We start from the raw sequence: 23,214 nt of genomic DNA, 5'->3' as shown, positions 1-23,214 counted from the left end.
GTCTTCGTGTCATCCGTAGCTGTTCTTGCTGTTCTTGCTGTTCAGTTGTGGTTGTGGTGGTGCTGACCGACCGGGTTCCCGGCTCCCCTCCGGAAGGGAAGCCCGGTCGGCGGCTTGAGGAGCGGCCCCCACTGTCACCGTGATGGCCAACCCCTTGGAGGGCTCGACCATGTTGCTCAAGTTGGCGACCAACTTCTCTTGAGTTATCTCCGCCTGGATGCGGCTCATAACCACCTTTCGCCGAACTGCCAAAAGATGGCGAGAAGTTGTAGGGTTTCGGTGTGGATCCGGAATACGCCCCCGTCAATGGACGGAAGAGGCCACAGCGGCCACAGAGGACACATCGCGAGGTGGCCGACGAGTTGCGCGCCCGGATCAGGTCCGGAGAGCTGCGCCCCGGCCAGCGCATGCCCACTCAGGCGAAGCTCGCGGACGAGTTCGGCGTCGAGCGCGGTGCCGTACGCCAGGCGCTGCGCATCCTGCAGTCCGAGCAGTTGCTCACCAACGTCGCCAAGGGCGCCCCGGCGACCGTCGCCGGCCCCCCCGGCAGTGCGCCGACCGGCCCGGGAGCGCCGCCCCGGCCCACCACGGCGGCCCTCGCGCCCCGTATCACCACCGCCTTCGAGGCGGAGCACGTCGAGATCGACGCCGTCTGCCTGACCGCGATATCCCTCACCCTCGCCATCGGCGAACCGCTGCGCCAGATCCATGCCGGACGGATGAAACCGGCCAAGGTCGATGTCCGCGTCCTGCTGCCCGGCAGGAACATCGACCTCGCCTTCCCGGTGACCGTCGAGGACCGCGGCGTCGACCGCGCCGACGACCCCGTGCACGAGCGGTGGCTGTCGATGCGCAACGCCCAGGGGCAGGTGCTCCGGCACAGTCTGCTCGCCCTGCGCGCCACCCACGGCATCGACGTGCGGGTCTCCTTCCGGGCGCTCCCCTTCACCCCGCCGGTGAAGTTGTACCTGCTCAATGGCGTGGAGGCGCTGTTCGCCTACTACACGCTGTCCCGCAGCGAGGCGCGGATCGACCAGGAGAACGTTCAGACGTACGACGCGCAGGGCACCCGCTCCGCGCTGTTCACGTTCGAGCAGGGCGCCGGGATGCGGGACAGCGCCTTCGTGACGCAGTCCCAGCTGTGGTTCAACGCGTTGTGGGAGACGATCAGTTCGGAGCTGCTGCTCACGAGCTGACGTCTCCCCGCCCCGTGGGCAGGGGCTCGGCGGGCAAGGGTGGCTCAGAGTGCGGGCCGCGCCACCAGCAGCGCGAGCAGGACGGCCCCGGCGGAGCTGACGCCCGGACTGTTGGCCTTGATGCCGACGGTGAGCAGCAGCAGGCCGATGATGCCGGCCATGCCGTACTTCCACTCGACGTACTGCTCGAGGGTGAGGACGAGGACCGCGGAGATGAGAGCGAGGACTGGCACGATTTCCCCCTTCGTGCTACTTCGTGCTTCCCTGTCGACGGAAGCGGAACTTCCGCCAACTTGGTCAAGTTGGCAACCAACTCTACTTAGGTTGTCCCCACTTGGTGGGTACTTATAAACAACTCTCCAACAACTCCCCATAGATGGATCAAAGTTGTAGCGTTTGGTCGTGACCCAGGAGAACGTCGCAGTGAACGGCGACAGCAGGAACTCACCCCAGCAGATCGCCGACATCCTGCGCGAACGCATCCGCGCCGGGGAACTCAGGGCCGGCGAACGCCTGCCCACCCAGGCCGAGCTCGCCGAGGAGTTCGGAGTGGAACGCGGCGTCGTCCGCCAGGCGCTGCGCGTCCTCGCCGACGACGGCCTGCTGAGCAACGTCAGCAAGGGCAGCCCGCCCCGGATCGCCGAACCGGCCCCGGCGTCGGACGAGCCCCAGCCGGCCATGGTCGGCCTGGCCCCCCGCCTCACCGAGGCCTTCTCCGTGCCCCACGTCCGTGTCGACGTCGTCTCCCACACCTCCGAAACGCTGATGGTCGCCGTCGGTGAACCCGTCCGGCTCATCCACGAGGGCAGACTCCGCCCCGAGTCGATCGAGTTCCGCGTCCTTCTGCCGTCCCGGACCATCAACCTGGCCTTCCCCGTCCTGGTCGCAGAGGACGCCGACGGCGGCGACCCGGTGCACGAACGGTGGCTGCAGATGCGCAACGCCCAGGCCCAGGTGCTCCAGCACAACCTGCAGTCCGTCCGCCACACCCACGGCATCGACGTCCACGTCAGGTTCCGCGCCCTGCCCTTCACCCCGCCGATGAAGCTGTACCTGCTCAACGGTCAGGAGGCACTGCTCGGTTACTACATGCTCGCCAGGCGCGAGGAGGAGTGGGGCACCCAGACCCTGGACATGTACGACGCGCTCGGCTCCCAGTCCCTGCTCTTCTCCTTCGCCAGGCAGGCAGGCCGGCGGGACCAGGCGTTCGTGGAGGAGTCCCAGAAGTGGTTCGACGCCCTCTGGGAAACCATCACAACGGACCTGACACTCTCCTAGTGACTTCTGATGCGACGCAGACTGAACCGGTGGCATACGAGACCGAGAACGACCGGAACGGCCAGAAGGACCCCAAAGATCCGGACGAACTGAACGAACTGAACGAACTGATCAGGGGCGCCCGTGTCGTGCTGTGGGACTTCGACGGGCCCATCTGCCGCCTGTTCGCGGGGCACTCGGCGGAGCGGGTGGCGAGGGAACTCGTCGAGTGGCTGGAGGGCCGCGGCCTGCACGGGCTGCTGACGGAGCCCGAACGCGCTTCCCTGGACCCGCATGTGGTGCTCCGCGCCGTCGACCGCAGGCACCCGGGCAGCGACCTGGTGGACGAGCTGGAGGCGCGGCTCACCCAGGAGGAAATGCTGGCCGCCTCCTCGGCCTGGCCCACCCCCTACGCCGACCCGCTGATCCGCACGTGGACCGCGGTGGGCTCCCGGCCGGCCATCGCGACGAACAACTCCCCCCGGGTGGCCCGCGAGTATCTCGCAGGCCGAGGGCTCCTCGGCTGCTTCGCGCCCCACATCTACGGCCGCACCCAGCAACTCGGCCGGCTCAAGCCGGACCCCCACTGCATCAACCGTGCCCTGAACGCCATGGGCACGGCCCCGGACTCCGCCCTGATGATCGGCGACACCCCCTCCGACTTCCACGCCGCCGGAGCGGCCGGCGTGCCCTTCCTCGGCTACGCCCGCAACGAGAGCAAGGAAAAGGTCCTGCGGGCCGCGGGCGCCACCGCGATCCTGTCCTCCCTGCAGCCCGTCCTCGCACTGGTCCGTACCGTCTCTCAGGCCTGAACCATCAGCAGGGCCAGGAACACGGCGGCCCCCACGGCAAGCCCGTCCCGCCGGGCCCGCGCCCACATGCCGATGAGGAACAGGAGAACCAGACCGGCCACGCCGAGTTCCGTCTCCACGGCCAGTCCCAGTGACAGTTCGCCGAGTGTCGACCTGCGGATCCGTCACACACCGTTGACCCTCACGTTCAAGGTCTACCTGCTCAACGACGTCGAAGCCCTGCACGGGATGTACGAGGTGATCGAACGGCCGACGGAACTGGAGGCCGGCGAGGTGATCACGGCCCTCGACGTCCTGGGCCTCGGTGCCACCCTCACCCACCACGTGAAGGACGCAGACCCGACGTCTTCGGGACCGGTCTTCGTCGACAGCATGCGGCAGTGGTTCGACTCGGTGTGGAACCTGCTCTCCACGATGTCTGAGCCGGACCCGGGCCGGCTTCCGGCACCATGCCCGCACCGGCTGGGCAAACACTCTTCGGCGTTCGTCCCACGAGGCCGACAAGCCCATCCCGAACGAGCTCGCGCGGCCTTCACGCAGAGCGCTGGCGAACCACCGGGTGCGCCCGGCGCGCTCCTTTGCCGCGCGCCGTTTATCGTGCGTGACACCAGCCTCATGTCTCACCGATTGCCATGTCGTGACTCCCCTCGCACTACCGGAGTGGTCAGTGGGCGCACCTCCCCTTCCCCGTCCCGCCCTCGGGGAACGTCCCGCGCCCTTTCCGGGGTACCGCTCCTTCGTCGACCTCGCTGAGCGGATGGGGCAGGCGATCAGCGGCCACCACAACCAGAACTACGTCGTACCGGTCACCCAGGCCATGGCGAGACCGCTGGGCCGCGAGACCGGCACCCCCGTGACCGTACGGATCCGCCGCCGGGCGGTGCTGCCGGTGGTGATCAGGACCTGGCCGAACGAGCAGGAGATCCTCAGCGCCGTCAAGGGGACCCTGCCGTACGTGCCGGAGGTTCTGGCCAGGGGAGACGGCTTCGCGATCCACAGCTATGCGGAAGGGGTCCCGCTCTCCAGCGTCTGCGGGAACGGCAAGCGCGTCGACTCCCTGCTCGTCCAGGAGCTGGCCCGGCTGCTGTCCCGAATGGCCCAGGTACGCCGTAGCGGGCTCCCCCCGCTGCCACCCGCCTGGCCCCGCAACGACACGGACAGCCAGGCTTTCCTGCGCACGTTGGCACATCTCGCGGACCAACAGATCCGACAGCCCAACTGGCCCTCGTTCGGTGGGCTGTTCGTGGCACTGGGTATTCCCGGGGATGCCCTGACGAAACTGGCCGAGCGGGTCACAACCATGGCGCGGCGTCCTTACAGCCTGCTCCACGCCGACCTGCACCGTGACAACCTGATCGTCTCGTATGCCGGCGACCGGCCGCCCATCTGCGTCGACTGGGAGCTGGCGACCTACGGCGACCCGCTGCACGACCTGGCGACCCATCTGGTGCGGATGCGGTATCCGGCACACCAGTTCTCCGAAGTGGTGGACGCCTGGGCGGACGCCATGCGGGAGGTCCGTCCGGTCGCCGTCAACGGCCTGGGCAAGGACCTGCGCCACTACCTGGCCTTCGAGCGCGCCCAGTCCGTGTACCCCGACGTGATGAGGGCGGCGCGGTCCCTCGAAGAGTCGTTCACCCAGAACAGACTGGACGAGGCGACGGCGGAGGTGCGCAGGGCTCTGGAGGCGGCGGCCGAGCCGCTGCGGCTCCGGAGTGTACCGGGGGAGGGGGAGATCGAACGGGCGCTGTTCCGCTGGCTGGCGGCCCGCGCCGGTGAGAGCGGTGCCGACCGCAGCCTGGTGGCGAGAGCCTTCGCCTGGCGACCGGACCGGCGCCTGGAGCAGCCGGTGGACTTTCCGGAATCCGCGGTGCGCGACGCGTTGGCGCTCGAGGGAGCGGCTCCGGCGAGTCGGGTGTTCAAGGGGACCGCGCACCTCAACTCGGTGGTGCGCGTACCGGGTTTCGACCGTCCGGTGGTCATCCGGCGGAAGCTGCCCGAGGAGTGCCGGAGGGAACGCAGCGTCCTCAGCGAGCATGCCGTGCTGCGGGCCATCGAGGAGGCGTTCGTCCCCGTGGCCGCGCCCCGGGCCCTGGCGCTGGGCGTCAGTTATCCGGAGGACCCTTTCGCCATCCATACCTACGTGGGGCCGGACGACATCGGCCACCCCCCGAACCACCCGGTCGACGGCCTGCTGCCGCACGAGGCGGACGGTCTCGTGGACCAGCTCCGCGCCCTGACACGGGTGGACTACGGACAACTTGATCCGCTGGCGGGTGCGAGGGGTTTCTACCGCCGGCTCAAAGACCACTTGGTCCTGCTGGTGGCCGAACTTCCCGAGAGGTCACAACGGCTGGCGCGGCATCTCGGACTGCCGGACGCCGACCGCCTCGACCAGATCCTGTCCCGCCACACGGTCGGCGACCGAAGCCCCTCCCTGCTGCACGGCGATCTCAACCCGTGGAACCTGGTGCGCAGGGACGACGCCTTCGCGCTGACCATCATCGACTGGGAGATGGCCCTGGTCGGTGATCCTCTCCACGACCTGGTGCGCCATATGCACCTGACGCCCACCCGCCCCGAGATCCGGGACCGGATGTTCCGCCGCTGGGAACGCCGGCTGCCGTCCGAACACACCCGTGACTGGCGGAAGGACTGGCAGGTGTACCGCCTGCTGGAAATCGTGCGCTCCGCCTACGTCGACCTCGACCGCATCGTGACCGGGGCGAGCCTGGACGCTCCCAACGTTCAGCGGGCGGTGGACTCGTACGCGATGACTCTGGCGGTGGCCACCGGTTCGCTCGGCCTGCCGACCCGTTCCACCGCCAATCCCCGTCTTGCCCGTGACCTGGTGTAGGTGGACCATGAATCCTCCGAAAGCCGGTGCGGCCAACGGGACGTGACGCCCCGTCGGCCGCTGTGACCGGAGGGGGTCCGTCATGCCGGAGCGCGTGAACGGGGCGGCGGAGGGAGGGGTGGGGCAGCGACTGCGGCGCTTCCAGGAGCGCTCCGAGCCCGCGGTGACCCGCGTCGTCCTGCCGGCCGTCTTCGTGACCGGGCTACCGCACAGTTCGTCCAGCCCGTGGGGACGCCCTGGAGGGCAAGGCCTTCCTCGGCGGTGCCCTGCTCAGTCCGGTCGCCTACGTCCTCCACGACGCCGTGACGTCACTGTCCTCGTCGATGAGGCCTCCGACGCGTGCCCTGGTCGGCTCCAGCGAACCGGAAGGCTTCGTCGGCGATGCCTTCCGGACGCGCGGAGTGGAGATCTGCTTCCTCGGCCACACGGGGGAGACCCTGTACACCGAGCTCTACCACCGCCTCCGCGATCTGCTCGACGACCCGGGCCCGACGAGACATGTCTCCGTGCGGATGCCGGTGCCCGACTTCGAGCAGCCGATGACCGTGCCGGCCCGGGCGGGCCCCGGCAACCGGCCTGTGGACGACCCCGCGTTCCGCAACCGGATGCTTCAGCGCTGCCGGGACTACGACGGCACCCTCTCGGACATCGCGGAGCAGCTCACCGGCGCCGGACGGGTCGTCGTCCGGTGCGAGTACCGGTACTACCCGGGCATCCCCCGCGACAAGGTCTGCATCTTCAACCGGACCCGGGTACTGCACGGCCTCTACGACGTCTCCGCACGCATGCGCCTGGAATCCTCCGGTCCGGAGCACTTCGGTCCCAAGGGCTACAAGACCGGACTCAACGTCCGGTCACGCGAAGGAACCCCCGTCGCCGTGGCCACCTGGATCAAGCACTTCGACGACCTGTGGGCACTGGCGACGGTCCCGCGGTGGCGCCGTTCCACGGCCGCGCAGACCGGGCGCGGCGGCTGTCAGACGGCGGTGGCGTCCTTCCCGTCGGCTTCCGCGCCGTCCCCGAGGGGGTCCTCCTCCACCGGCGGCATCAGGGCGCGCAGCCACCGTTCCGTCTGGGCGACGTGGGCCTCGGCCGCGCCCGCGGCGGCGCCCGGGTCGCGGTCGGCGATCGCCGTGGCCAGTACGCGGTGGTCCGCGTCGCTCCTGCGCCGCAGCTCCGGGCCCTCCGGGAGGGTGAAGACCTGGTACTTGCGGGAACGGGCGCGGAAGACCGCGAGGAGCGAGGCGAGCGTCGGGTTGCCGCTCGCCGCCGCGATCTCGGCGTGGAAACGGTGGTCGAGCTCCGATGCCTCGGTGGGGTCCTCGGTGGCCTCCATCGCCTCGATGAGCGAGAAGAGGGTCGCCAGCGTCCCGGGCGTCGCGCGGGCGGCCGCCTTGGCGGCGACATGGGCCTCAAGGACCCGCCGGATCTCGTACACCTCCAGCAGGCCGGGCAGCGGCAGCAGCTGGAGGGTCAGCGAGAGGCTGCCGATCAGGTCCTCCGGTCTGAGCTGGGAGACGTAGGTGCCGGAGCCGTGCCGCGGCTCGATCACCCCCAGCGCCGCGAGCATGCGTACGGCCTCGCGCAGCGACCCGCGCGAGACGCCCAGCTCCTCGCACAGGTCCGCCTCGGGGGGAATGCGCTCACCGGCGCCCAGGCGCCCCGTCGCGATCATGTGCCGTAGGCCGTGGAACGCCTTGTCGACTGCGGACATCCGATTCCTTCCCCTCCCCCTGAAGGGCCCGCGGCACGCGCCCTCCCCGATCCTCGGTGCACTGTAGCGACCGCCGACCGCTGGGCGAGTCATCAGATGTCTGTGACGTATCTGTCGCGAGTCATCTGACTTCTCTTGCTGCAGAGGGCTTGTCATGGCCGAAAATCGCATGCCAACATCCCCATTCATCATACGTCTTGCGTCTTCCCGTGTCGGAGGTCTGATGACCCCCTGTGCGGGAGGGCTGTACCCGGGGTTCCGCCCGGGACCCGGATGGGAGTCATGTGAGCGAGACCGAGGTCACCACCGCACCGCGACCCCTGCTGCTGGCAGACGGCCGGCCGGCCCTGAACGCGTGGTCGCTGGACCCGGCCCTGCGGCACCTCAACCACGGTTCGTTCGGGGCGGTCCCGCTGGTGGCGCAGGAGCACCAGCAGCGGGTGCGCGAGGAGATGGAGAGCGCGCCGGTGGTCTGGTTCCCCGCGCTGCCGCAGCGGCTCGCCGAGGCCAGGGCAGGCCTCGCCGCGTTCCTCGGCGCGGACCCCGGTGACCTCGCCCTGGTGCCGAACGCGAGCGCCGGCGCCAGCGTCGTCTTCGCCAACCTTCAGCGCCGTCACGGCGGGGAGATCCTCGTCACCGACCACGGCTACGGCGCCGTCACCATGGGCGCCGAGCGCCTGGCACGCCGCTGGGGCGGCCGGGTCCGTACCGCCGTGGTGCCGCTGGACGCGGACGAGGACCAGGCGTACGAGGCCGTGGCCGCCGAACTGAGCGACGCCACCGACCTCGTCGTCGTCGACCAGATCACCTCACCGACCGCCCGCCGCATGCCGGTGGAGCGGATCGGTGCCGAGGCGCGGCGGCGCGGTGTCCCGCTGCTCGTCGACGGCGCCCACGCGCCGGGACTGATCGCCGACCCGCTCGCCGGCCCGGCCTGCGACTTCTGGGTCGGCAACCTGCACAAGTGGGCCTGCGCGCCGCGCGGCACCGCCGCCCTGGTCGCCCGTGGCCCGCAACGGGAGGACCTGTATCCGCTGATCGACTCCTGGGGTGCCGGGGATCCGTACCCCGACCGCTTCGACCAGCAGGGCACGGTCGACGCCACCGGCCATCTCGCCGCCGCCACCGCGATCGGCCTCGTCGAGAGCACCTGGGGCTGGTCCACCGCCCGCCGGTACATGGACGACCTGGCCGGTTACGCCGAACGGACCATCGGCGCCGCGCTCGCCGAACTGACGGGTTTCGACGGCCCGGTGGACGTCGGCATGCCCGTGCCCGGGATGCGGCTGGTGCGGCTGCCCGAGGGGCTGGCCGACAGCCGTGTCTCGGCCGACGCGCTGCGCGACCGGGCGGTCGGCGAGCTGGGGGTGGAGGCCGCCTTCACCAGCTTCGGCGGCGTCGGCTATCTGCGGCTCTCCGCCCACGTCTACAACACCGCCGAGGACTACGAGTACTTCGCCGAGCACTGCGTTCCGGTCCTCGGCGAGTGGGCCCGTACGGCCCGCGCACAGCAGCGACACCGCGCTTCCTAGCGGCGTTCGACGTCTGCCTCCAGCCACCCCCGCCCCGCCCCGTCCCGCCCGCGTCCCGTCAAGGAAGAGGTCAGCACGATGAGAAGAAGGACGGCAGCCCTCGCACTCGGCACCACCGCCGCGATGGTCCTGACCGGCTGTTCCACCATGAGCCCCGGTGCGGACGGAACCGTCACCCTCAACATGGTGGAGAGCCTGACCAACCCGGCCCGCAGCGACCTGATCAAGGAGCTGATCGCCGACTTCGAGAAGAAGAACCCCAAGGTCGAGGTCAACCTGATCTCCCCGCCCACCGAGCAGGCCGACCAGAAGATCCAGCAGATGCTCCAGTCCGGCAGCGGCGTGGACGTCCTCGAGGTCCGCGACATCACGGTCGGCCCCTGGTCCAACAACGGCTGGCTGTACGACATGAAGAAGGACCTCGCGGACTGGAAGGGCAAGGACGCCCTGACGGAGAACGCGGTCCAGGCCTCCGAGGACGCCGAGGGCAGGACGTACTTCGTCCCGTACGGCTTTTACGGGCTGAGCCTCTTCCACCGCACCGACCTGATCGAGAAGGCGGGCTTCGACAAGCCGCCGGCCACCTGGGACGAACTGCTCGAGCAGGCCTCCGCCATCCACGACCCGGCGAAGCGCCAGTACGGCTACGCCTTCCGCGGCGGGGCCAACGCGCACAGCAACGCCACCGCCGCCATCGAGGCGTACGTCGCCGACCGGATCGACCCGGCCAACGGCTACAAGCTGCAGGACGGCAGCACGATCTTCTCCGCCCCCGAGGCGCTCGACGCGATGGAGACGTACCTCGAGATCTTCAAGAAGGCATCGCCCAAGTCGTCCGTGGCGTGGGGCTATCCGGAGATGGTCGAGGGCTTCTCCAACGGGTCCACGGCCTTCCTGCTGCAGGACCCCGAAGTGATCGCCACCGTATCGGAGTCGCAGTCGGTCGAGCCGGACCAGTGGAGCACCGCACCGCTGATGGCCGGCCCCAGTGGCAAGACCGTCCAGCCGCTCGCCACCGCCGGGTGGGGTGTCGCGGACGGCAGCAAGCACAAGGCCGAGGCGGTGAAACTGATCGAGTTCCTCTCCGAGGGCGAGGCGTCGACGGCGTTCAGCAAGAAGAACAGCCTGGTGCCGATCCTCAAGTCGGCGGCCGAGGACGAGTTCTACCGGACCGGCCCGTGGGCCAGCTACGTCACCATGACGGAGCAGCCGGACACGTACCTCGCCGTCGCCCAGCCGCGCGGTGTCGCCTGGTGGACCGAGTGGCAGCAGCAGGCCGACACGGACGTCCAGAAGATGATCCTCGGCAAGCTGACACCGAAGGACCTGCTGGCGGGCTGGGACGCCTACTGGACCGAGAAGTGGAAGTAGAGGACATGCCGGGCACCGACTCCTCGGCCGCCTCGAAGGCCGCGTCGGAGGTCACGCCGCAGACGGAGGCCACGGCGAAGGCGCGGGGCGGCCGGGGACACGGCCCCGGCCGCCGCCGGCGGGAGTTCACCACCCGCCGCGGTCTGCTCATCGCCGGGTTCATGGCGCCGGCGGCCGTGTTCGTGGCGGTCTTCATCTACTACCCGATGGTCGCGGGCAGCCAGATGGCCTTCCGGAACTGGAACCTGACGGACCTGACCGACACCTCGTGGGTCGGCCTGAAGAACTTCCAGGACGTCTTCGCCGACCCCGCGTGGACCACGGTGCTGGACAACACGCTGGTGTGGGTGGTCGGTTCGATCGTCCCGCAGCTGGTGATCGGCTTCGCGATCGCGCTGTGGCTGCGCCGCCGGTTCCCCTTCCGCGGCCTCTACCAGGCGTTGATCTTCTTCCCCTGGGCCATCTCCGGGTTCCTCATCGGCATCCTGTTCCGCTGGATGTTCAACAGCGAGTTCGGCGTCGTCAACGACCTGCTGCAGAAGGCCGGACTGATCGACGAGCCGATCGCCTGGCTGGCCGATCCGCAGACCGCGATGACCGCCGTACTGATCGCCAACATCTGGTACGGGGTGACCTTCTTCGCGATCATGATCCTGGCCGCGCTGCAGTCGATCCCCGACGAGCTGTACGAGGCGGCGGCCCTGGACGGCGCCGGCAAGGCGCGCACACTCTTCCAGATCACCATTCCGTACATCCGCACGACGCTGGCGCTCACCGTGCTGCTGCGGGTCATCTGGATCTTCAACTTCCCCGACCTGATCTTCGGCATGACCGGTGGCGGGCCGAACAACGAGACGCACATCGTGACCACCTGGATGATCAAGATCACCCAGCAGGGCGACTACGGCAAGGCGTCCGCGGTCGGCCTCCTGGTGGTCGCCGTACTCCTGGTCTTCGCGGTGTTCTTCCTGCTCGCCACGCGGGAGAAGCAGCCCGCGAACGGCAGGCGGGGCGCCAGGGGCGGCGGTCGCGGTGGCCGCGGCTTCGGAAAGCGAGGGGTGAAGGCGTGATCGGCAAGGAAACCACGGCCGGCCGGGCCACCAAGTTCACCTTTCTGGGACTGTGGCTGGTCTTCTCCCTCTTCCCGCTCTACTGGATCGCCGTCACGTCCCTCAAGGACCCCGGCACGATCTTCTCCTTCCCGATCGCCTACTGGCCCGAGCAGTTCTCGCTGGAGAACTACCAGGGGCTGTTCGGCAAGGCCGACTTCGGGACGTACCTCGTCAACAGCCTCGTCGTCGCGACCGTCGCGGGGGTGGTGGCCACGGCGATCTCGACGCTGTCGGCGTACGTCCTGGCGCGCTTCGAGTTCCGCAGCAGGTCGGCGCTGCTGATGGCGGCCCTGGTCACCCAGATGATCCCGTCCTTCATCGCGCTGGGCCCGCTCTACCTGCTCATGACCGATCTGCGGCTGGTCGACAACCGCTTCGGGCTCGTCCTCGTCTACATCGCGGTGTGCGTGCCGTTCTCCACGGTGATGCTCCGCGGGTTCTTCGAGAACATCCCGGACGCGCTGGAGGAGGCCGCGATGATCGACGGCCTGTCGCGGTTCGGGGCGCTGGTCAGGGTCCTGCTGCCGGTGATGCGCCCCGGGATCGTGGCCGCGTTCATCTTCAACTTCGTCAACTGCTGGAACGAGCTGTTCCTTTCGGTGACGCTGATGAACAGCGACGCCAACAAGACGGTCCCGACGGCGCTCAACGGCTTCATCTCCAGCTTCAACATCGACTGGGGCTCGATGTCCGCGGCGGCCGTCCTCACCATCCTCCCCACCATGATCCTCTTCGCCTTCGCCAGCCGCCACATCGTCCAGGGCCTCACCTCGGGCGCGGTCAAGGGCTGAGCGGCCGGGCCGGACGACGGGAGGGCGCGGCCACGGAGCGCCTGCCGGGTGGGGCGGTCGCCCGCCACACCGGCGCCGCCCTTCCTCCTCGGCCCGCCACCTGGGACGAGGCACTGGAACTGCTCTTCGGCCTGGCGGCCGAACGGCCGGTGCCGGTGGTGATCGACGAGTTCCCGTACCTGGTGCGAAACGCTCCCGCCCTGCCGTCGCAGCTGCAGGCGGCGATCGGCGTGCGGTCCGGCCGTCATCCGACCCGGCACCCGCGCATCCTGCTCCGCGGCAGCGCCATGTCGTTCATGGGCGGACCGCTCTCCGGAGGGCCCCCCTGTACGGCCGTGCCGGCCTCGACCCGACCGTCCACCCGCTGGGCCACCGGGAAGCGGCCGAGTTCCGGGGCGTCGAGGATCCCCGGCCGGCGGTTCTCGTCCGTGCCACCGTCGGCGGAACCCCCGCGTACCGGAGGGAGTTCGTCGACGGCGACGTACCCGAGGGCGCCGCCGACTTCGATGCCTCCGCCGCATCCTCCACCTGCTCGCCGCACGGGGCGTGGACACCGGCCACGCCACCCCCGCCTGCTGCAGCGGCGCCGGCCTCTCCCCGGAACCACGCGGGGCCGCAGCGCGGGACGAGGTCCTGCTCGTGGACCTGGAGCGGCTGTACGGGGGGTCGCAGCGTCCGGCCCGAGGGGCGGGACGACAAAAGGCAAGGAGAGTGTCCGCTCCCTGCCTCTCTCAACGTATAGCGCAGCGGGGGGCTTGCGGCAAGGCCCGGGTCGTGGCGCAGAATCGTCGGCCTGGGCCGGAACCTGCGCGAATCGGCGATTCGCGTGATGCGTGTGCCGTTGTGCGGTTATGGGCCTCATCGTTCATCCGGGGGTGGGGGTTTTCATGATTGACGTGATCGTGGCCGGCGGCGGGCCGACCGGGCTGATGCTGGCCGCCGAGCTGCGGCTGCGGGGTGCGCGGGTGGTCGTGCTGGAGAAGGAGGCCGAGCCGACCGCGTACGCCCGTGCGCTCGGGCTGCACGCGCGCAGTGTCGAGGTGATGGACCAGCGCGGTCTGCTGGAGCTCTTCCTCGCGGAGGGCAGGAAGTACGCGGTCGGCGGTTTCTTCGCCGCCATCGACAAGGGGTGGCCCGACCGGCTGGACACCGCGCACGCGTACGTCCTCGGCATTCCGCAGCCGGTCACCGAGCGCCTGCTGACCGAACACGCCGTCGGGCTCGGTGCCGAGATCCGGCGCGGCTGCGAACTGGTCGGGCTGAGCCAGGACGAGGACGGGGTGAGTGTCGAGCTGGCCGGTGGGGGCACCCCCGGCAAGGAGGGCGTGACCGCCGGGGGAGGGGGAGGCACACGGCTGCGCTCGCGCTATCTCGTCGGCTGCGACGGCGGCCGCAGCGCCGTGCGCAAGCTGCTCGGCGTCGGCTTCCCCGGCGAGCCGAGCAGGGTCGAGACGCTGCTGGGCGAGGTGGAGCTGGACGTGGCGCCGGAGACGCTGGCCGCCGTGGTGGCCGAGGTCCGCAGGACCCAGTTCCGGTTCGGTGCCATCCCGCAGGGGGACGGGGTGTACCGCGTCATCGTGCCCGCCGAGGGCGTGGCCGAGGACCGTACGGTCCCGCCCACCCTCGACGAGCTCAAGCAGCAGCTGCGGGCGTACGCCGGCACCGACCTCGGCGTGCACTCGCCACGCCGGATCTCCCGCTTCGGCGACGCCACCCGCCTCGCCGAGCGCTACCGGAAGGGCCGGGTGCTGCTGGCCGGTGACGCGGCGCACATCCACCCGCCGACCGGCGGACAGGGCCTCAACCTCGGCATCCAGGACGCCTTCAACCTCGGCTGGAAACTCGCCGCCGAGGTGGGCGGCCGGGCGCCGGAAGGGCTGCTGGACAGTTACGAGGCCGAGCGGCGCCCGGTGGCCGCCGACGTGCTGGACAACACCCGCGCGCAGATGCTCCTGCTGTCCCCCGAGCCGGGCCCCCGGTCGGTGCGCAGGCTGCTGTCGGACCTGATGGACTTCGAGAACGTGAACCGGTACCTCATCGAGAAGATCACCGCGATCGGGGTCCGCTACGACATCGGCGAGGGGCACGACCTGCTCGGCCGGCGGCTGCGGGACGTGGGGCTGAAGCGAGGACGCCTGTACGGGCTGATGCACGGCGGCCGCGGACTGCTGCTCGACCAGACCGGCGGCCTGCTCTCGGTGGAGGGCTGGGCGGACCGGGTCGACCACGTCGTCGACGTCAGCGAGGAACTGGCCGACGTACCCGCGGTCCTGCTGCGGCCGGACGGACACGTGGCGTGGGTCGGTGACGACCAGGAGGACCTGCGGGGCCATCTGCCCCGGTGGTTCGGCGCCGCCGCGGCCCGGGCGGACGGCTGACGCCGGGCTGCGGAGGGTGTGGCGCACTATTGCAAGCGGATGCTTGCAATAGTTAGCGGAGTGGGGCAGGGTGGGGGCATGGCATCACTCAACGTCGGCAATCTCGGTGACTATCTGCGGGAGCAGCGGCGCAACGCGCAGTTGTCGCTGCGGCAGCTCGCCGATGCCGCCGGGGTGTCCAATCCCTATCTGAGCCAGATCGAACGCGGGCTGCGCAAGCCGAGCGCGGAGGTGCTGCAGCAGGTCGCCAAGGCGCTGCGGATCTCCGCCGAGACGCTGTACGTGCGCGCCGGCATCCTCGACGCCGAGCGGGACCGTGACGACGTGGAGACACGGGCCGTCATCCTCGCCGACCTCGCCCTGACCGAGCGTCAGAAGCAGGTGCTGCTCCAGATCTACGAGTCCTTCCGCAAGGAGAACGGGTTTGCAGGTCCGGAGGACGGTGAGACGACGGGGAGCGCCGGTGGTGCCGGTACTGCTCGGGGAGCCGAGGACCTGGATGTTCCGGAGGGCCGGGGAGTCGCGGAGGCTTCGCACGGTTCGGAAGGGTCGGGCGGTTCCGCGGGTGGTGCCGGGATACGGCGAGGGCGTCAGGGCGGTGGCGGCGCGTCCGCCAGGCGCCGGGCTCCCTCCACCCGCAAGGGCGGTACGTCCGCCGAGCGCCGCCCCCGTAAGGCCGGCGGCAGTGACACCGATCCGCAGCAGACGGCCGGCTGAGCCGGACCAGGGCACCGGCCGCCGCCGCGGATCACACAGACCCTCAGCCGAAAACGAATCCGGGAGGACCCCCACCATGGCCATCACCGACGACCTGCGCAAGACCTTCAGCCACCCGACCCCCCTCTACTTCGCCGCCGGCACCGCCGACCTCGCTCTGCAGCAGGCCAAGAAGGTGCCGGGACTGGTCGAGCAGATCCGCGCCGAGGCTCCTTCGCGCATCGAGGCCGTGCGCCAGACCGACCCGAAGGCCGTCCAGGAGAGGGCGACCGTCAGGGTCAAGGAGACGCAGGAGACCGTCCAGGCCAAGGTCGGCGAGTTCTTCGGCTCGCTCGACACCGACCTGAAGAAGTTCGGCGAGAGTGCTCAGGACCTCGCCCTGCGTAGCGTCGGCGTCGCCGCCGAGTACGCCGTCAAGGCCCGGGAGACCTACGAGAAGGTCGCCGAGCACGGCGAGCAGACCGTGCGGACCTGGCGCGGCGAGGCCGCCGAGGGCATCGAGGACATCGCCGTCGCCGTCGAGCCGAAGACCGAGCCCAAGCCGAAGCTCGAGGCCGTCGAGGTCACGGACGACAAGGACGCCAAGGGCGGGAAGCCCGCCGCCAAGAAGGCCCCGGTGCGCAAGGCCACGGTCAAGAAGACGACGCCGCCCGCCGAGTAGGCGCGAGCGGAGCCGCAGCGGTGAGGGAGCCGCAGCGGTGAGCCGTGGGTGAACCTGAACGGGCCGGGCACTCTTGCGGTGTCCGGCCCGTTCTACGGATAGCCGGTCGGCGGTTGTGGGTACGGTGACCGCGTAAGGACGAGCCGAATCGGGTGGTGGACGTTGTGCTGATGCAGGGCTTCGCTGGGTTCATGTGGCTGCTGAGCGTGGCCCTGATCGTTTTCAGCGGTTTCGCGTTGATCGACGCGGCCACGCGCCGTGAGGACGCCTATCGCGCGGCGGACAAGAAGACCAAGCCGTTCTGGCTGATCATCCTCGGGCTCGCCTTCGTGGTGAACCTGATCTTCAACATCCTGTCGTTCCTGCCGATCATCGGGCTGATCGCGACCATCGTCTACATGGTCGACGTCCGTCCCGCCCTGCGCGGCCTCTCCGGCGGCGGGCGCAGCCGCAAGGGATCCAGCAGCGACGGCCCGTACGGTCCGTACAACGGCGGACGGTAGGACGGTAGGACGGTAGGACGGACGCGGGCGGGAGCAGTGGCTTCAGCTGCGGTTACGGCTGCGGCTGGGGCTGCGGCTGGGGCACCCGGTCCAGGAGGAGTACGGCCACGTCGTCGGTCAGCTCGCCGCCGTTGAGGTCGCGGGCCTCGTCGACCGCCGCCTGGAGCAGGTCCTCGCCGCGCAGGCCGTCGGTGAGCCGGCGGCGGACCATGTCGACCATGCCGTCCTGGCCGAGCCGTTCCCCGGTGTCGCCGACGCGGCCCTCGATGAGGCCGTCGGTGTAGAGCATCAGGCTCCACTCGACGCCCAGTTCCACCGGCGTACGCGGCCAGTGGGCGCCGGGCAGCAGTCCGAGCGCGGGGCCGTTGTCGTCGTACGGCAGCAGTCGCGCGGGGTGTCCCGGGCGGTCGAGCAGCGGTGACGGATGGCCGGCCAGCCACAGGCCCGCCTCCCGGCCGTCGGGGGAGATGTCCACCGCACAGAGGGTCGCGAAGATCTCGTCGTCCGCGCGCTCGTGTTCCAGAACCTGCTGCAGCGTGCCCAGCAGCTCGTCCCCGCACAGGCCCGCGAGCGTCAGCGCGCGCCAGGCGATCCGCAGCTCCACGCCGAGGGCCGCCTCGTCCGGGCCGTGGCCGCAGACGTCGCCGATCATGGCGTGCACGGTGCCGTCCGGGGTGCGGACGACGTCGTAGAAGTCGCCGCCGAGCAGGGCGCGTGAGCGGCCCGGACGGTAGCGGGCGGCGAAGTGGAGCGGGGAGCCGGCCAGGAGCGGCGTCGGCAGCAGCCCGCGTTCCAGCCGGCGGTTCTCCCGGGCGTGCAGCCTGCCCTCGGCGAGCCGGCGCTCGGCCGAGTCGGAGCGCTTCCGCTCCACCGCGTACCGGATCGCCCTGCTCAGCAGCCGGCTGTCCAGCTCGTCGCGGAAGAGGTAGTCCTGGGCGCCCACGCGTACCGCCTCGGCACCCCGCTCGGCGTCACCGGACGCGGTCAGCGCGAGAACGGCGTGCCGGGGCGCGAGCTCCAGCACGTGCTTGAGCACGGCGAGCTCGTCGTCGCCGGCACCACCGTTCGCCTCCCGGCCGCCGGGTGCGGGCAGGGCGAGGTCCAGCAGGATGCAGTGGACGTCGTCGGTCAGCAGCCGCTCGGCCTCGGTGAGGTTGCGGGCGGTGCGGACGCGGATCGGCCTGCCGCTCCGGTCGAGCAGGGCGGGCACGATCGGCGAGCCTGCCGGGTCGTCCTCGATCAGCAGCAGGGTGAGGTTGGCGGGGGCGGCCGAGGTGGCCTCGGCGCTGTCCGGCGTGATCCTGGTCCTGGCCTTCTCCGTGTGGTTCTCGGTGTCGGTGCGGACGGTGGCGCTGTTCGCGGTGCGTTCGGCGGTGCGCGGGGCCGTGGTCCCGGCCTCCGGGGCGCCGTCGGTGGGACCGCTGTCCATGGATGCGGCGTGCGCCTGACCGCTTTCCGCGGCCGGGAGCGTTCTCTGCCGCGGTATGGGTACGGGCATGGTTCCTGGTTCCTTCCCTCCCCCCGAGGGCGTGGTGGGGGGCGGGATCTCGGCCCGTTCCCCGTGCTCACGAACTGTCCGCGAGCAGGGGTGCCCCTTTCCAGCGGGGACGATAGCGGGTGCCGGCGCCGCAGCGGAATGGCGTGGCGCACGTCGTTCGGCCGGCCGCCGGTGTCATATGCCGCGTTATGGGCGGCATTTGGACGGGCTCGCGGATGCAGCCCGAATGACGAACGTCACGTCCACGGGGGTTCGGCGGTGCCCGTCGCGTGGATTGGGTCACAGGGCGCAGGCCACGGGGGTGTTGGGCGGTCGGGCCCCGTGTCACTCAGTCCGTGCCCGTGCCCGTGCCCGCCATCGCGTCCTCGTCCGTGAGTGATGCCGAGTTCGCGTTTCCGCTCCCGCTGCCGGTCCCGCCCGGGCGTACCACCCCGAGGATCGGCATCGAACCGGCGCCGGCGGTCGTCACCGTCCGTCCCGGGCGCGGGGCGTGCACCATGGAGCCGTCGCCGATGTACATGCCGACATGGCTGGCGTCGTCCCAGTAGATGATGAGGTCGCCCGGCCGCATGTCCTCGACGGCCACGCGCGGCAGCTGCCGCCACTGCTCCTGCGAGGTGCGCGGAATGCCCTGCCCGGCGGATGTCCACGCCTGTGAGGTCAGCCCCGAGCAGTCGTACGCCGTCGGGCCCTCGGCACCCCACACGTACGGCTTGCCGATCTGCGCGGTGGCGTACGCGACGGCCTTCTCGCCCTGCCCGGTGGCCTCGGCCGCGGCACCGTCGAGGGCGCCGGACTTCAGCCAGGCGGCCTGGGCCTTCCGGGCGGCCTGCCGTTCCAGTTCGGCCAGGCGCTCCTTCTCCTCCTGCTCCAGCTCGGACTCGACCTTCTCGGCCGCCGCGATCCGCTTCTCGATCTTCTTCCGCGCCGTGGCCTTCGCCTTGCGGCCCGTCTCCAGCTTCCGCCACTGGGCCTCGGCGTCCTGCGCGTACTGCTCCAGGTCCTCCTGCGTACGCCTCATCTCACCGAGCAGGCCCTTGGTCGCGTGCTGGCCCTGACGTATCCGGCCCGCGCCGACGAGGAAGTCCTGCGGGGTGTCGCTCAGCATCAGATGGGCCTCGGGCGGGAGCCCGCCGCCGCGGTACTGGGAAGCGGCCGACGCGCCCGCGCGGGCCTTCAGGTCGTCCAGCTTCTCCCGGCCCTTGACGATCTTCTCGGCCAGCTCGACGATCTCGGCGGACTGCTGCTTCGCCTTCTCCTCGGCGGCGTTGTACTCCTCGGTGGCGACGGCCGCCGCGCGGTAGAGCTTGTCGAGCTTCTTGCGTACGGCTTCGAGATCCTTGGAGGGGGCCGCCCCGGGGGCCGCGCCCGGATCGGCGCCCGGGTTCGCTCCGGCGCTCGTGCCCGGGCCGGGGGACGGCGGGGGAGCGGGGGCCGCGAACGCCGTGCCCGGTGCCGCCAGTACGGTGATCGCGCAGACCACGGTCACCGCCGTCGCCGTCAGAGTGCGCCTGCCCGCCTTCACGACCGCCCCCAACCTGATTAACCGTCAGTAACATCCTGTCGCCTGGGGGATGTTGCCATGCCGGCCTGTGAAGTGACCAGAGGTGGCACTTCCCTTCCCCCTCCCCTCGTCATGACGATCGCCCCGCCGGTGTGACGAACGGCTCACGGAAACCGTTCCCGGCGCCGGTCCGGGCGCAGGAGGCATCGGGGTGCTGTCTCACCGCCGCGGTGCCAAGGCCTCCCACCGCACCGTGACTTCGCCCTGCCGCCACCGCGCAGGGCCGTCCGTCACCGGCCAGTCGGCCGCGAGATCCCGCACCGTACGGATCCAGCGCTGGCGGGCGCCGTACGAGGCGTAGGGTGCCGCCGCCGCCCAGGCGCGGTCGAAGTCACGCAGGAAGGCGTGTACCGGCTCGCCGGGGACATTGCGGTGGATGAGCGCCTTCGGCAGGCGTTCCGCCAGGTCGGAGGGGCGCTCCAGGGAGCCGAGGCGGGTCGCGAACGTGACCGTGCGCGGCCCCTCGGGGCCGAGGGCGACCCATACGTGCCGCCGCCCGATCTCGTCGCAGGTCCCCTCGACCAGCAGCCCACCGCCCGAGCCCCGTTCCGGGGCGGCCGGTGCGAGCCGCGCGCACAGCCGCTGCCAGACGGCGGCGACCTCGGCCTCGTCGTACTGGCGCAGGACGTTCGCCGCGCGGACCAGCGTCGGCCGGCCGGGGAGCGGGATCTCGAAGCCGCCGTGCCCGAAGGACAGCCCTTCCCGCTCGTAGGGGCGGGCCGCCGCGACCCGGGCCGGTTCGATCTCGATGCCCACCACGTGCGCGCGGGGGGCCACGGTGCGGAGGCGGTGCAGCAGCTCGACCGCTGTCCAGGGGGCGGCGCCGTAGCCGAGGTCGACGGCGACGGGGGTCCCGGCGCGGCGCAGTTCGGCGCCGTGCGTGGCCGCGATCCAGCGGTCCATGCGGCGCAGGCGGTTCGGGTTGGTCGTTCCACGGGTCACCGCGCCCACGATGGGGGTCCCCCCGCTCGAGCGGAGTCGGGAGTGGGGGAGGGGGGCGGCGCGGGCGGTCATGCCTACGAGGGTAGGCAGGTACCCGGAACGGGCCCGAACCAGTACCGAAGGAGCCCCGTTCGGCACCGGCGGAGCCGCCGTCCGCACCGATGCGGGACCCCCTTCCCGTAACGCGCCCCGCGCTCGAACGGTTGAGCGATATACGGTAATGATTCGGCAAAGACCCGATCCGGGGAGGGCGTCCGGAAATGGGACCGCCCCTTCCGGTGTTGGAGGGCTGGAGGGCTCCGCATGCCCCCGCACGCCATGCCCGCAGCGAGGAGGACCGGCACGTGAGCCAGTACATCGCCAGGCTCGGGCGACGTTCCCCCGCCACACCCCCGCGGCTGCGACTGCACCGCAGGCCCCGCCGTGTGGCGATGCTCTCCGTGCACACCTCCCCGCTCCACCAGCCGGGCACCGGCGACGCCGGCGGCATGAACGTCTACATCGTGGAGCTCGCCCAGCGCCTCGCCGCGATCAACATCGAGGTCGAGATCTTCACGCGCGCGACCGCCGCCGCCCTCCCGCCCACCGTCGACCTGGCGCCCGGTGTCCTCGTCCGGCACGTCGACGCCGGCCCCTACGAGGGCCTCGCCAAGGAGGAGCTGCCGGCCCAGCTGTGCGCCTTCACCCACGGAGTGATGCAGGCATGGGCCGGTCACCGTCCCGGCCACTACGACCTGGTCCACTCCCACTACTGGCTCTCCGGCCACGTCGGCTGGCTCGCCGCCCAGCGCTGGGGCGTTCCCCTGGTGCACGCCATGCACACCATGGCCAAGGTCAAGAACGCCAACCTCGCCACCGGCGACACCCCCGAACCGGCCGCCCGCGTCATCGGCGAGACCCAGATCGTCGCCGCCGCGGACCGGCTGATCGCCAACACCGCCGAGGAGGCGGACGAACTCGTCCGGCACTACGCGGCCGGGCGGGACAAGGTCGCCGTCGTCCACCCCGGCGTCAACCTCTCCCGCTTCCGTCCCGCCGACGGAAGGGCCGCGGCCCGCGCCCGCCTCGGCCTGCCCCAGGACGCCCTGATCCCGCTCTTCGCGGGCCGCATCCAGCCCCTCAAGGCTCCGGACGTGCTGCTCCGCGCGGTGGCCGTTCTGCTCGGTGAGCGTCCCGGGCTGCGCTCGAGGATCTGCGTCCCCGTCGTCGGCGGCCCCAGTGGCAGCGGCCTCGCCAAGCCCGAAGGGCTGCAGAAACTCGCCGCCCGCCTGGGCATCGCCGACGTCGTACGGTTCTGTCCGCCGGTCGGGCAGGAGCAGCTCGCCGACTGGTTCCGGGCCGCGTCCGTCCTCGTCATGCCGTCCTACAGCGAGTCCTTCGGCCTGGTCGCCATAGAGGCGCAGGCGGCCGGCACCCCGGTGCTCGCGGCCTCGGTCGGCGGACTGCCGGTGGCGGTACGGGACGGACACACCGGCTTCCTCGTCCAGGGACACGATCCCGACGCCTACGCGCGCGTGCTGCTCGAATTCGCCGACCAGCCCCACCTCGCCGACCGGATGGGCGAGGCCGCCGCCCGGCACGCCCTGTCCTTCGGCTGGGACAGGTCGGCCGCCGCCACGGCCGACGTCTACACGGCCGCGACGCACGCGCACCGCCGTGACGTACGCTCCCACCATGGCTGACAGGGCGGTGGCAGCGGTAGCAGCGGCGGAAGCGCAGCAGCGGGCGGCGCAGGTCGTCGAGGGGGTGCTGAAGGACGCCGAACTCGAGTGGGAGAGCCCCGCGTCCGGCACGTACGTCGTGAAGCTCCCCGGCACCCGCAAGCTCTCCACGACGGTCTCCCTCATCGTCGGCCGCCACTCGCTCTCCCTCAACGCCTTCGTGGTCCGTCACCCCGACGAGAACGAGGCCGGCGTCCACCGCTGGCTCCTCGAGCGCAACCTCAAGCTGTACGGCGTGAGTTACGCCGTGGATCCGCTCGGCGACATCTACGTCACCGGCCGCTTCCCGCTGGCCGCCGTCACCCCCGACGAGGTCGACCGGCTGCTGGGCCAGGTCCTGGAGGCGGCCGACGGCAGCTTCAACACCCTCCTGGAGCTCGGGTTCGCCACTGCGATCCGCAAGGAGCACGCCTGGCGGGTGTCGCGCGGCGAGTCGACCCGGAACCTCGACGCGTTCGCCCGGCTGATCGAGCGCCCCTCGGACGCCTAGGGCTCCGGCGGATCGGGTCGGAGGCGGTCGGCGGTGTCCGTCCGGCCGGGGCGAGTGGGGTCCGGTGCGTTCGGCCGCAGGGCGGAGGAGGGCGCCGA

At 70.8% G+C, this 23,214-nt stretch carries 21 protein-coding genes; 14 read left to right on the top strand and 7 right to left on the bottom strand.

The genetic code is table 11. The features are described from left to right. Positions 1-281: 281 nt before the first annotated feature. Complete coding sequence (locus ACFWVE_RS20080) at positions 282-1,196, top strand: FadR/GntR family transcriptional regulator (protein ID WP_384015742.1); 915 nt, start codon at positions 282-284, stop codon at positions 1,194-1,196. Between the two features lie 44 nt (positions 1,197-1,240). On the opposite strand, the gene ACFWVE_RS20075 is transcribed toward ACFWVE_RS20080, so the two are convergent. Continuing rightward, entirely contained in the window at positions 1,241-1,429 is a 189-nt protein-coding gene (locus ACFWVE_RS20075) for a hypothetical protein (protein WP_384015740.1), read from the bottom strand. A gap of 163 nt (positions 1,430-1,592) precedes the next feature. Here ACFWVE_RS20075 and ACFWVE_RS20070 point away from each other — a divergent pair, with 163 nt between their 5' ends. Together ACFWVE_RS20070 and ACFWVE_RS20065 are read left to right on the top strand one after the other, a co-directional pair. Beyond that, the gene (locus ACFWVE_RS20070) at positions 1,593-2,474 is read left to right on the top strand and encodes a GntR family transcriptional regulator (protein ID WP_384015738.1); all 882 of its coding nucleotides are present in this window, start codon (positions 1,593-1,595) and stop codon (positions 2,472-2,474) included. Then, entirely contained in the window at positions 2,423-3,265 is an 843-nt protein-coding gene (locus ACFWVE_RS20065; protein WP_384015736.1) for an HAD family hydrolase, read from the top strand. Before ACFWVE_RS20070 ends, ACFWVE_RS20065 begins: the two co-directional genes overlap by 52 nt. On the opposite strand, the gene ACFWVE_RS20060 is transcribed toward ACFWVE_RS20065, so the two are convergent. After that, entirely contained in the window at positions 3,256-3,384 is a 129-nt protein-coding gene (locus tag ACFWVE_RS20060) for a hypothetical protein (protein WP_384015735.1), read from the bottom strand. The two genes, ACFWVE_RS20065 and ACFWVE_RS20060, sit on opposite strands and share 10 nt — an antisense overlap. 638 nt (positions 3,385-4,022) lie before the next feature. Here ACFWVE_RS20060 and ACFWVE_RS20055 point away from each other — a divergent pair. After that, positions 4,023-6,122, top strand: coding sequence for a phosphotransferase family protein (locus ACFWVE_RS20055; protein WP_384015733.1), 2,100 nt, complete (start codon positions 4,023-4,025; stop codon positions 6,120-6,122). A 976-nt stretch (positions 6,123-7,098) separates the two neighbouring features. Here ACFWVE_RS20055 and ACFWVE_RS20050 read toward each other — a convergent pair. Further along, a complete protein-coding gene (locus tag ACFWVE_RS20050) occupies positions 7,099-7,836 on the bottom strand; it encodes a FadR/GntR family transcriptional regulator (protein ID WP_384015731.1) in 738 nt (245 codons plus the stop codon). Positions 7,837-8,120: 284 nt separating this feature from the next. On the opposite strand from ACFWVE_RS20050, the gene ACFWVE_RS20045 reads away from it, so the two are divergent. The 4 genes from ACFWVE_RS20045 to ACFWVE_RS20030 all read left to right on the top strand — a co-directional run bounded on the left by ACFWVE_RS20045 (position 8,121) and on the right by ACFWVE_RS20030 (position 12,642). After that, entirely contained in the window at positions 8,121-9,368 is a 1,248-nt protein-coding gene (locus ACFWVE_RS20045; RefSeq protein WP_384015729.1) for an aminotransferase class V-fold PLP-dependent enzyme, read from the top strand. A gap of 78 nt (positions 9,369-9,446) precedes the next feature. After that, positions 9,447-10,739 carry an ABC transporter substrate-binding protein gene (locus ACFWVE_RS20040; RefSeq protein ID WP_384015727.1) on the top strand — a complete coding sequence of 431 codons (1,293 nt, stop codon included), beginning with the start codon at positions 9,447-9,449 and terminating at the stop codon, positions 10,737-10,739. 5 nt (positions 10,740-10,744) lie between these two features. Further along, positions 10,745-11,809: a carbohydrate ABC transporter permease gene (locus ACFWVE_RS20035; protein ID WP_384015725.1), complete on the top strand. Its 1,065-nt coding sequence runs from the start codon at positions 10,745-10,747 to the stop codon at positions 11,807-11,809. Continuing rightward, positions 11,806-12,642: a carbohydrate ABC transporter permease gene (locus ACFWVE_RS20030; protein WP_384015723.1), complete on the top strand. Its 837-nt coding sequence runs from the start codon at positions 11,806-11,808 to the stop codon at positions 12,640-12,642. The genes ACFWVE_RS20035 and ACFWVE_RS20030 overlap by 4 nt, the downstream gene beginning before the upstream one ends. A 244-nt stretch (positions 12,643-12,886) precedes the next feature. On the opposite strand, the gene ACFWVE_RS20025 is transcribed toward ACFWVE_RS20030, so the two are convergent. Further along, a complete protein-coding gene (locus tag ACFWVE_RS20025) occupies positions 12,887-13,183 on the bottom strand; it encodes a hypothetical protein (protein ID WP_384015721.1) in 297 nt (98 codons plus the stop codon). Between the two features lie 346 nt (positions 13,184-13,529). Here ACFWVE_RS20025 and rox point away from each other — a divergent pair, with 346 nt between their 5' ends. The 4 genes from rox (at position 13,530) to ACFWVE_RS20005 (ending at position 16,901) form a co-directional block, all read left to right on the top strand. Beyond that, a complete protein-coding gene (gene rox / locus ACFWVE_RS20020; protein ID WP_384015719.1) occupies positions 13,530-15,020 on the top strand; it encodes a rifampin monooxygenase in 1,491 nt (496 codons plus the stop codon). Between the two features lie 78 nt (positions 15,021-15,098). Then, the gene (locus ACFWVE_RS20015) at positions 15,099-15,737 is read left to right on the top strand and encodes a helix-turn-helix domain-containing protein (RefSeq protein WP_384015717.1); all 639 of its coding nucleotides are present in this window, start codon (positions 15,099-15,101) and stop codon (positions 15,735-15,737) included. 76 nt (positions 15,738-15,813) lie between these two features. Further along, the gene (locus ACFWVE_RS20010) at positions 15,814-16,398 is read left to right on the top strand and encodes a hypothetical protein (protein ID WP_384015715.1); all 585 of its coding nucleotides are present in this window, start codon (positions 15,814-15,816) and stop codon (positions 16,396-16,398) included. Positions 16,399-16,568: 170 nt separating this feature from the next. After that, positions 16,569-16,901 (top strand): DUF2516 family protein, encoded by a 333-nt coding sequence (locus ACFWVE_RS20005; protein WP_176726109.1) that lies wholly within the window; start codon positions 16,569-16,571, stop codon positions 16,899-16,901. A 52-nt stretch (positions 16,902-16,953) separates the two neighbouring features. Here ACFWVE_RS20005 and ACFWVE_RS20000 read toward each other — a convergent pair whose 3' ends face one another. The 3 genes from ACFWVE_RS20000 to ACFWVE_RS19990 all read right to left on the bottom strand — a co-directional run bounded on the left by ACFWVE_RS20000 (position 16,954) and on the right by ACFWVE_RS19990 (position 20,914). Then, positions 16,954-18,399 carry a PP2C family protein-serine/threonine phosphatase gene (locus ACFWVE_RS20000; protein WP_384015713.1) on the bottom strand — a complete coding sequence of 482 codons (1,446 nt, stop codon included), beginning with the start codon at positions 18,397-18,399 and terminating at the stop codon, positions 16,954-16,956. A 328-nt stretch (positions 18,400-18,727) separates the two neighbouring features. After that, the gene (locus ACFWVE_RS19995; protein WP_384015711.1) at positions 18,728-19,924 is read right to left on the bottom strand and encodes an NlpC/P60 family protein; all 1,197 of its coding nucleotides are present in this window, start codon (positions 19,922-19,924) and stop codon (positions 18,728-18,730) included. Positions 19,925-20,122: 198 nt separating this feature from the next. Then, positions 20,123-20,914 (bottom strand): class I SAM-dependent methyltransferase, encoded by a 792-nt coding sequence (locus ACFWVE_RS19990; protein WP_384015812.1) that lies wholly within the window; start codon positions 20,912-20,914, stop codon positions 20,123-20,125. Between the two features lie 335 nt (positions 20,915-21,249). Between ACFWVE_RS19990 and mshA the strand changes: the two genes are divergently transcribed. Both mshA and ACFWVE_RS19980 read left to right on the top strand, forming a co-directional pair. Next, complete coding sequence (gene mshA / locus ACFWVE_RS19985; RefSeq protein ID WP_384015709.1) at positions 21,250-22,587, top strand: D-inositol-3-phosphate glycosyltransferase; 1,338 nt, start codon at positions 21,250-21,252, stop codon at positions 22,585-22,587. Next, a complete protein-coding gene (locus tag ACFWVE_RS19980) occupies positions 22,580-23,116 on the top strand; it encodes a YbjN domain-containing protein (RefSeq protein WP_384015707.1) in 537 nt (178 codons plus the stop codon). Before mshA ends, ACFWVE_RS19980 begins: the two co-directional genes overlap by 8 nt. Positions 23,117-23,214 lie beyond the last annotated feature (98 nt).

Source organism: Streptomyces sp. NPDC058632, from assembly GCF_042717095.1.
Lineage (GTDB): Bacteria > Actinomycetota > Actinomycetes > Streptomycetales > Streptomycetaceae > Streptomyces.
This window is presented reverse-complemented; position numbering and strand designations above follow the sequence as displayed.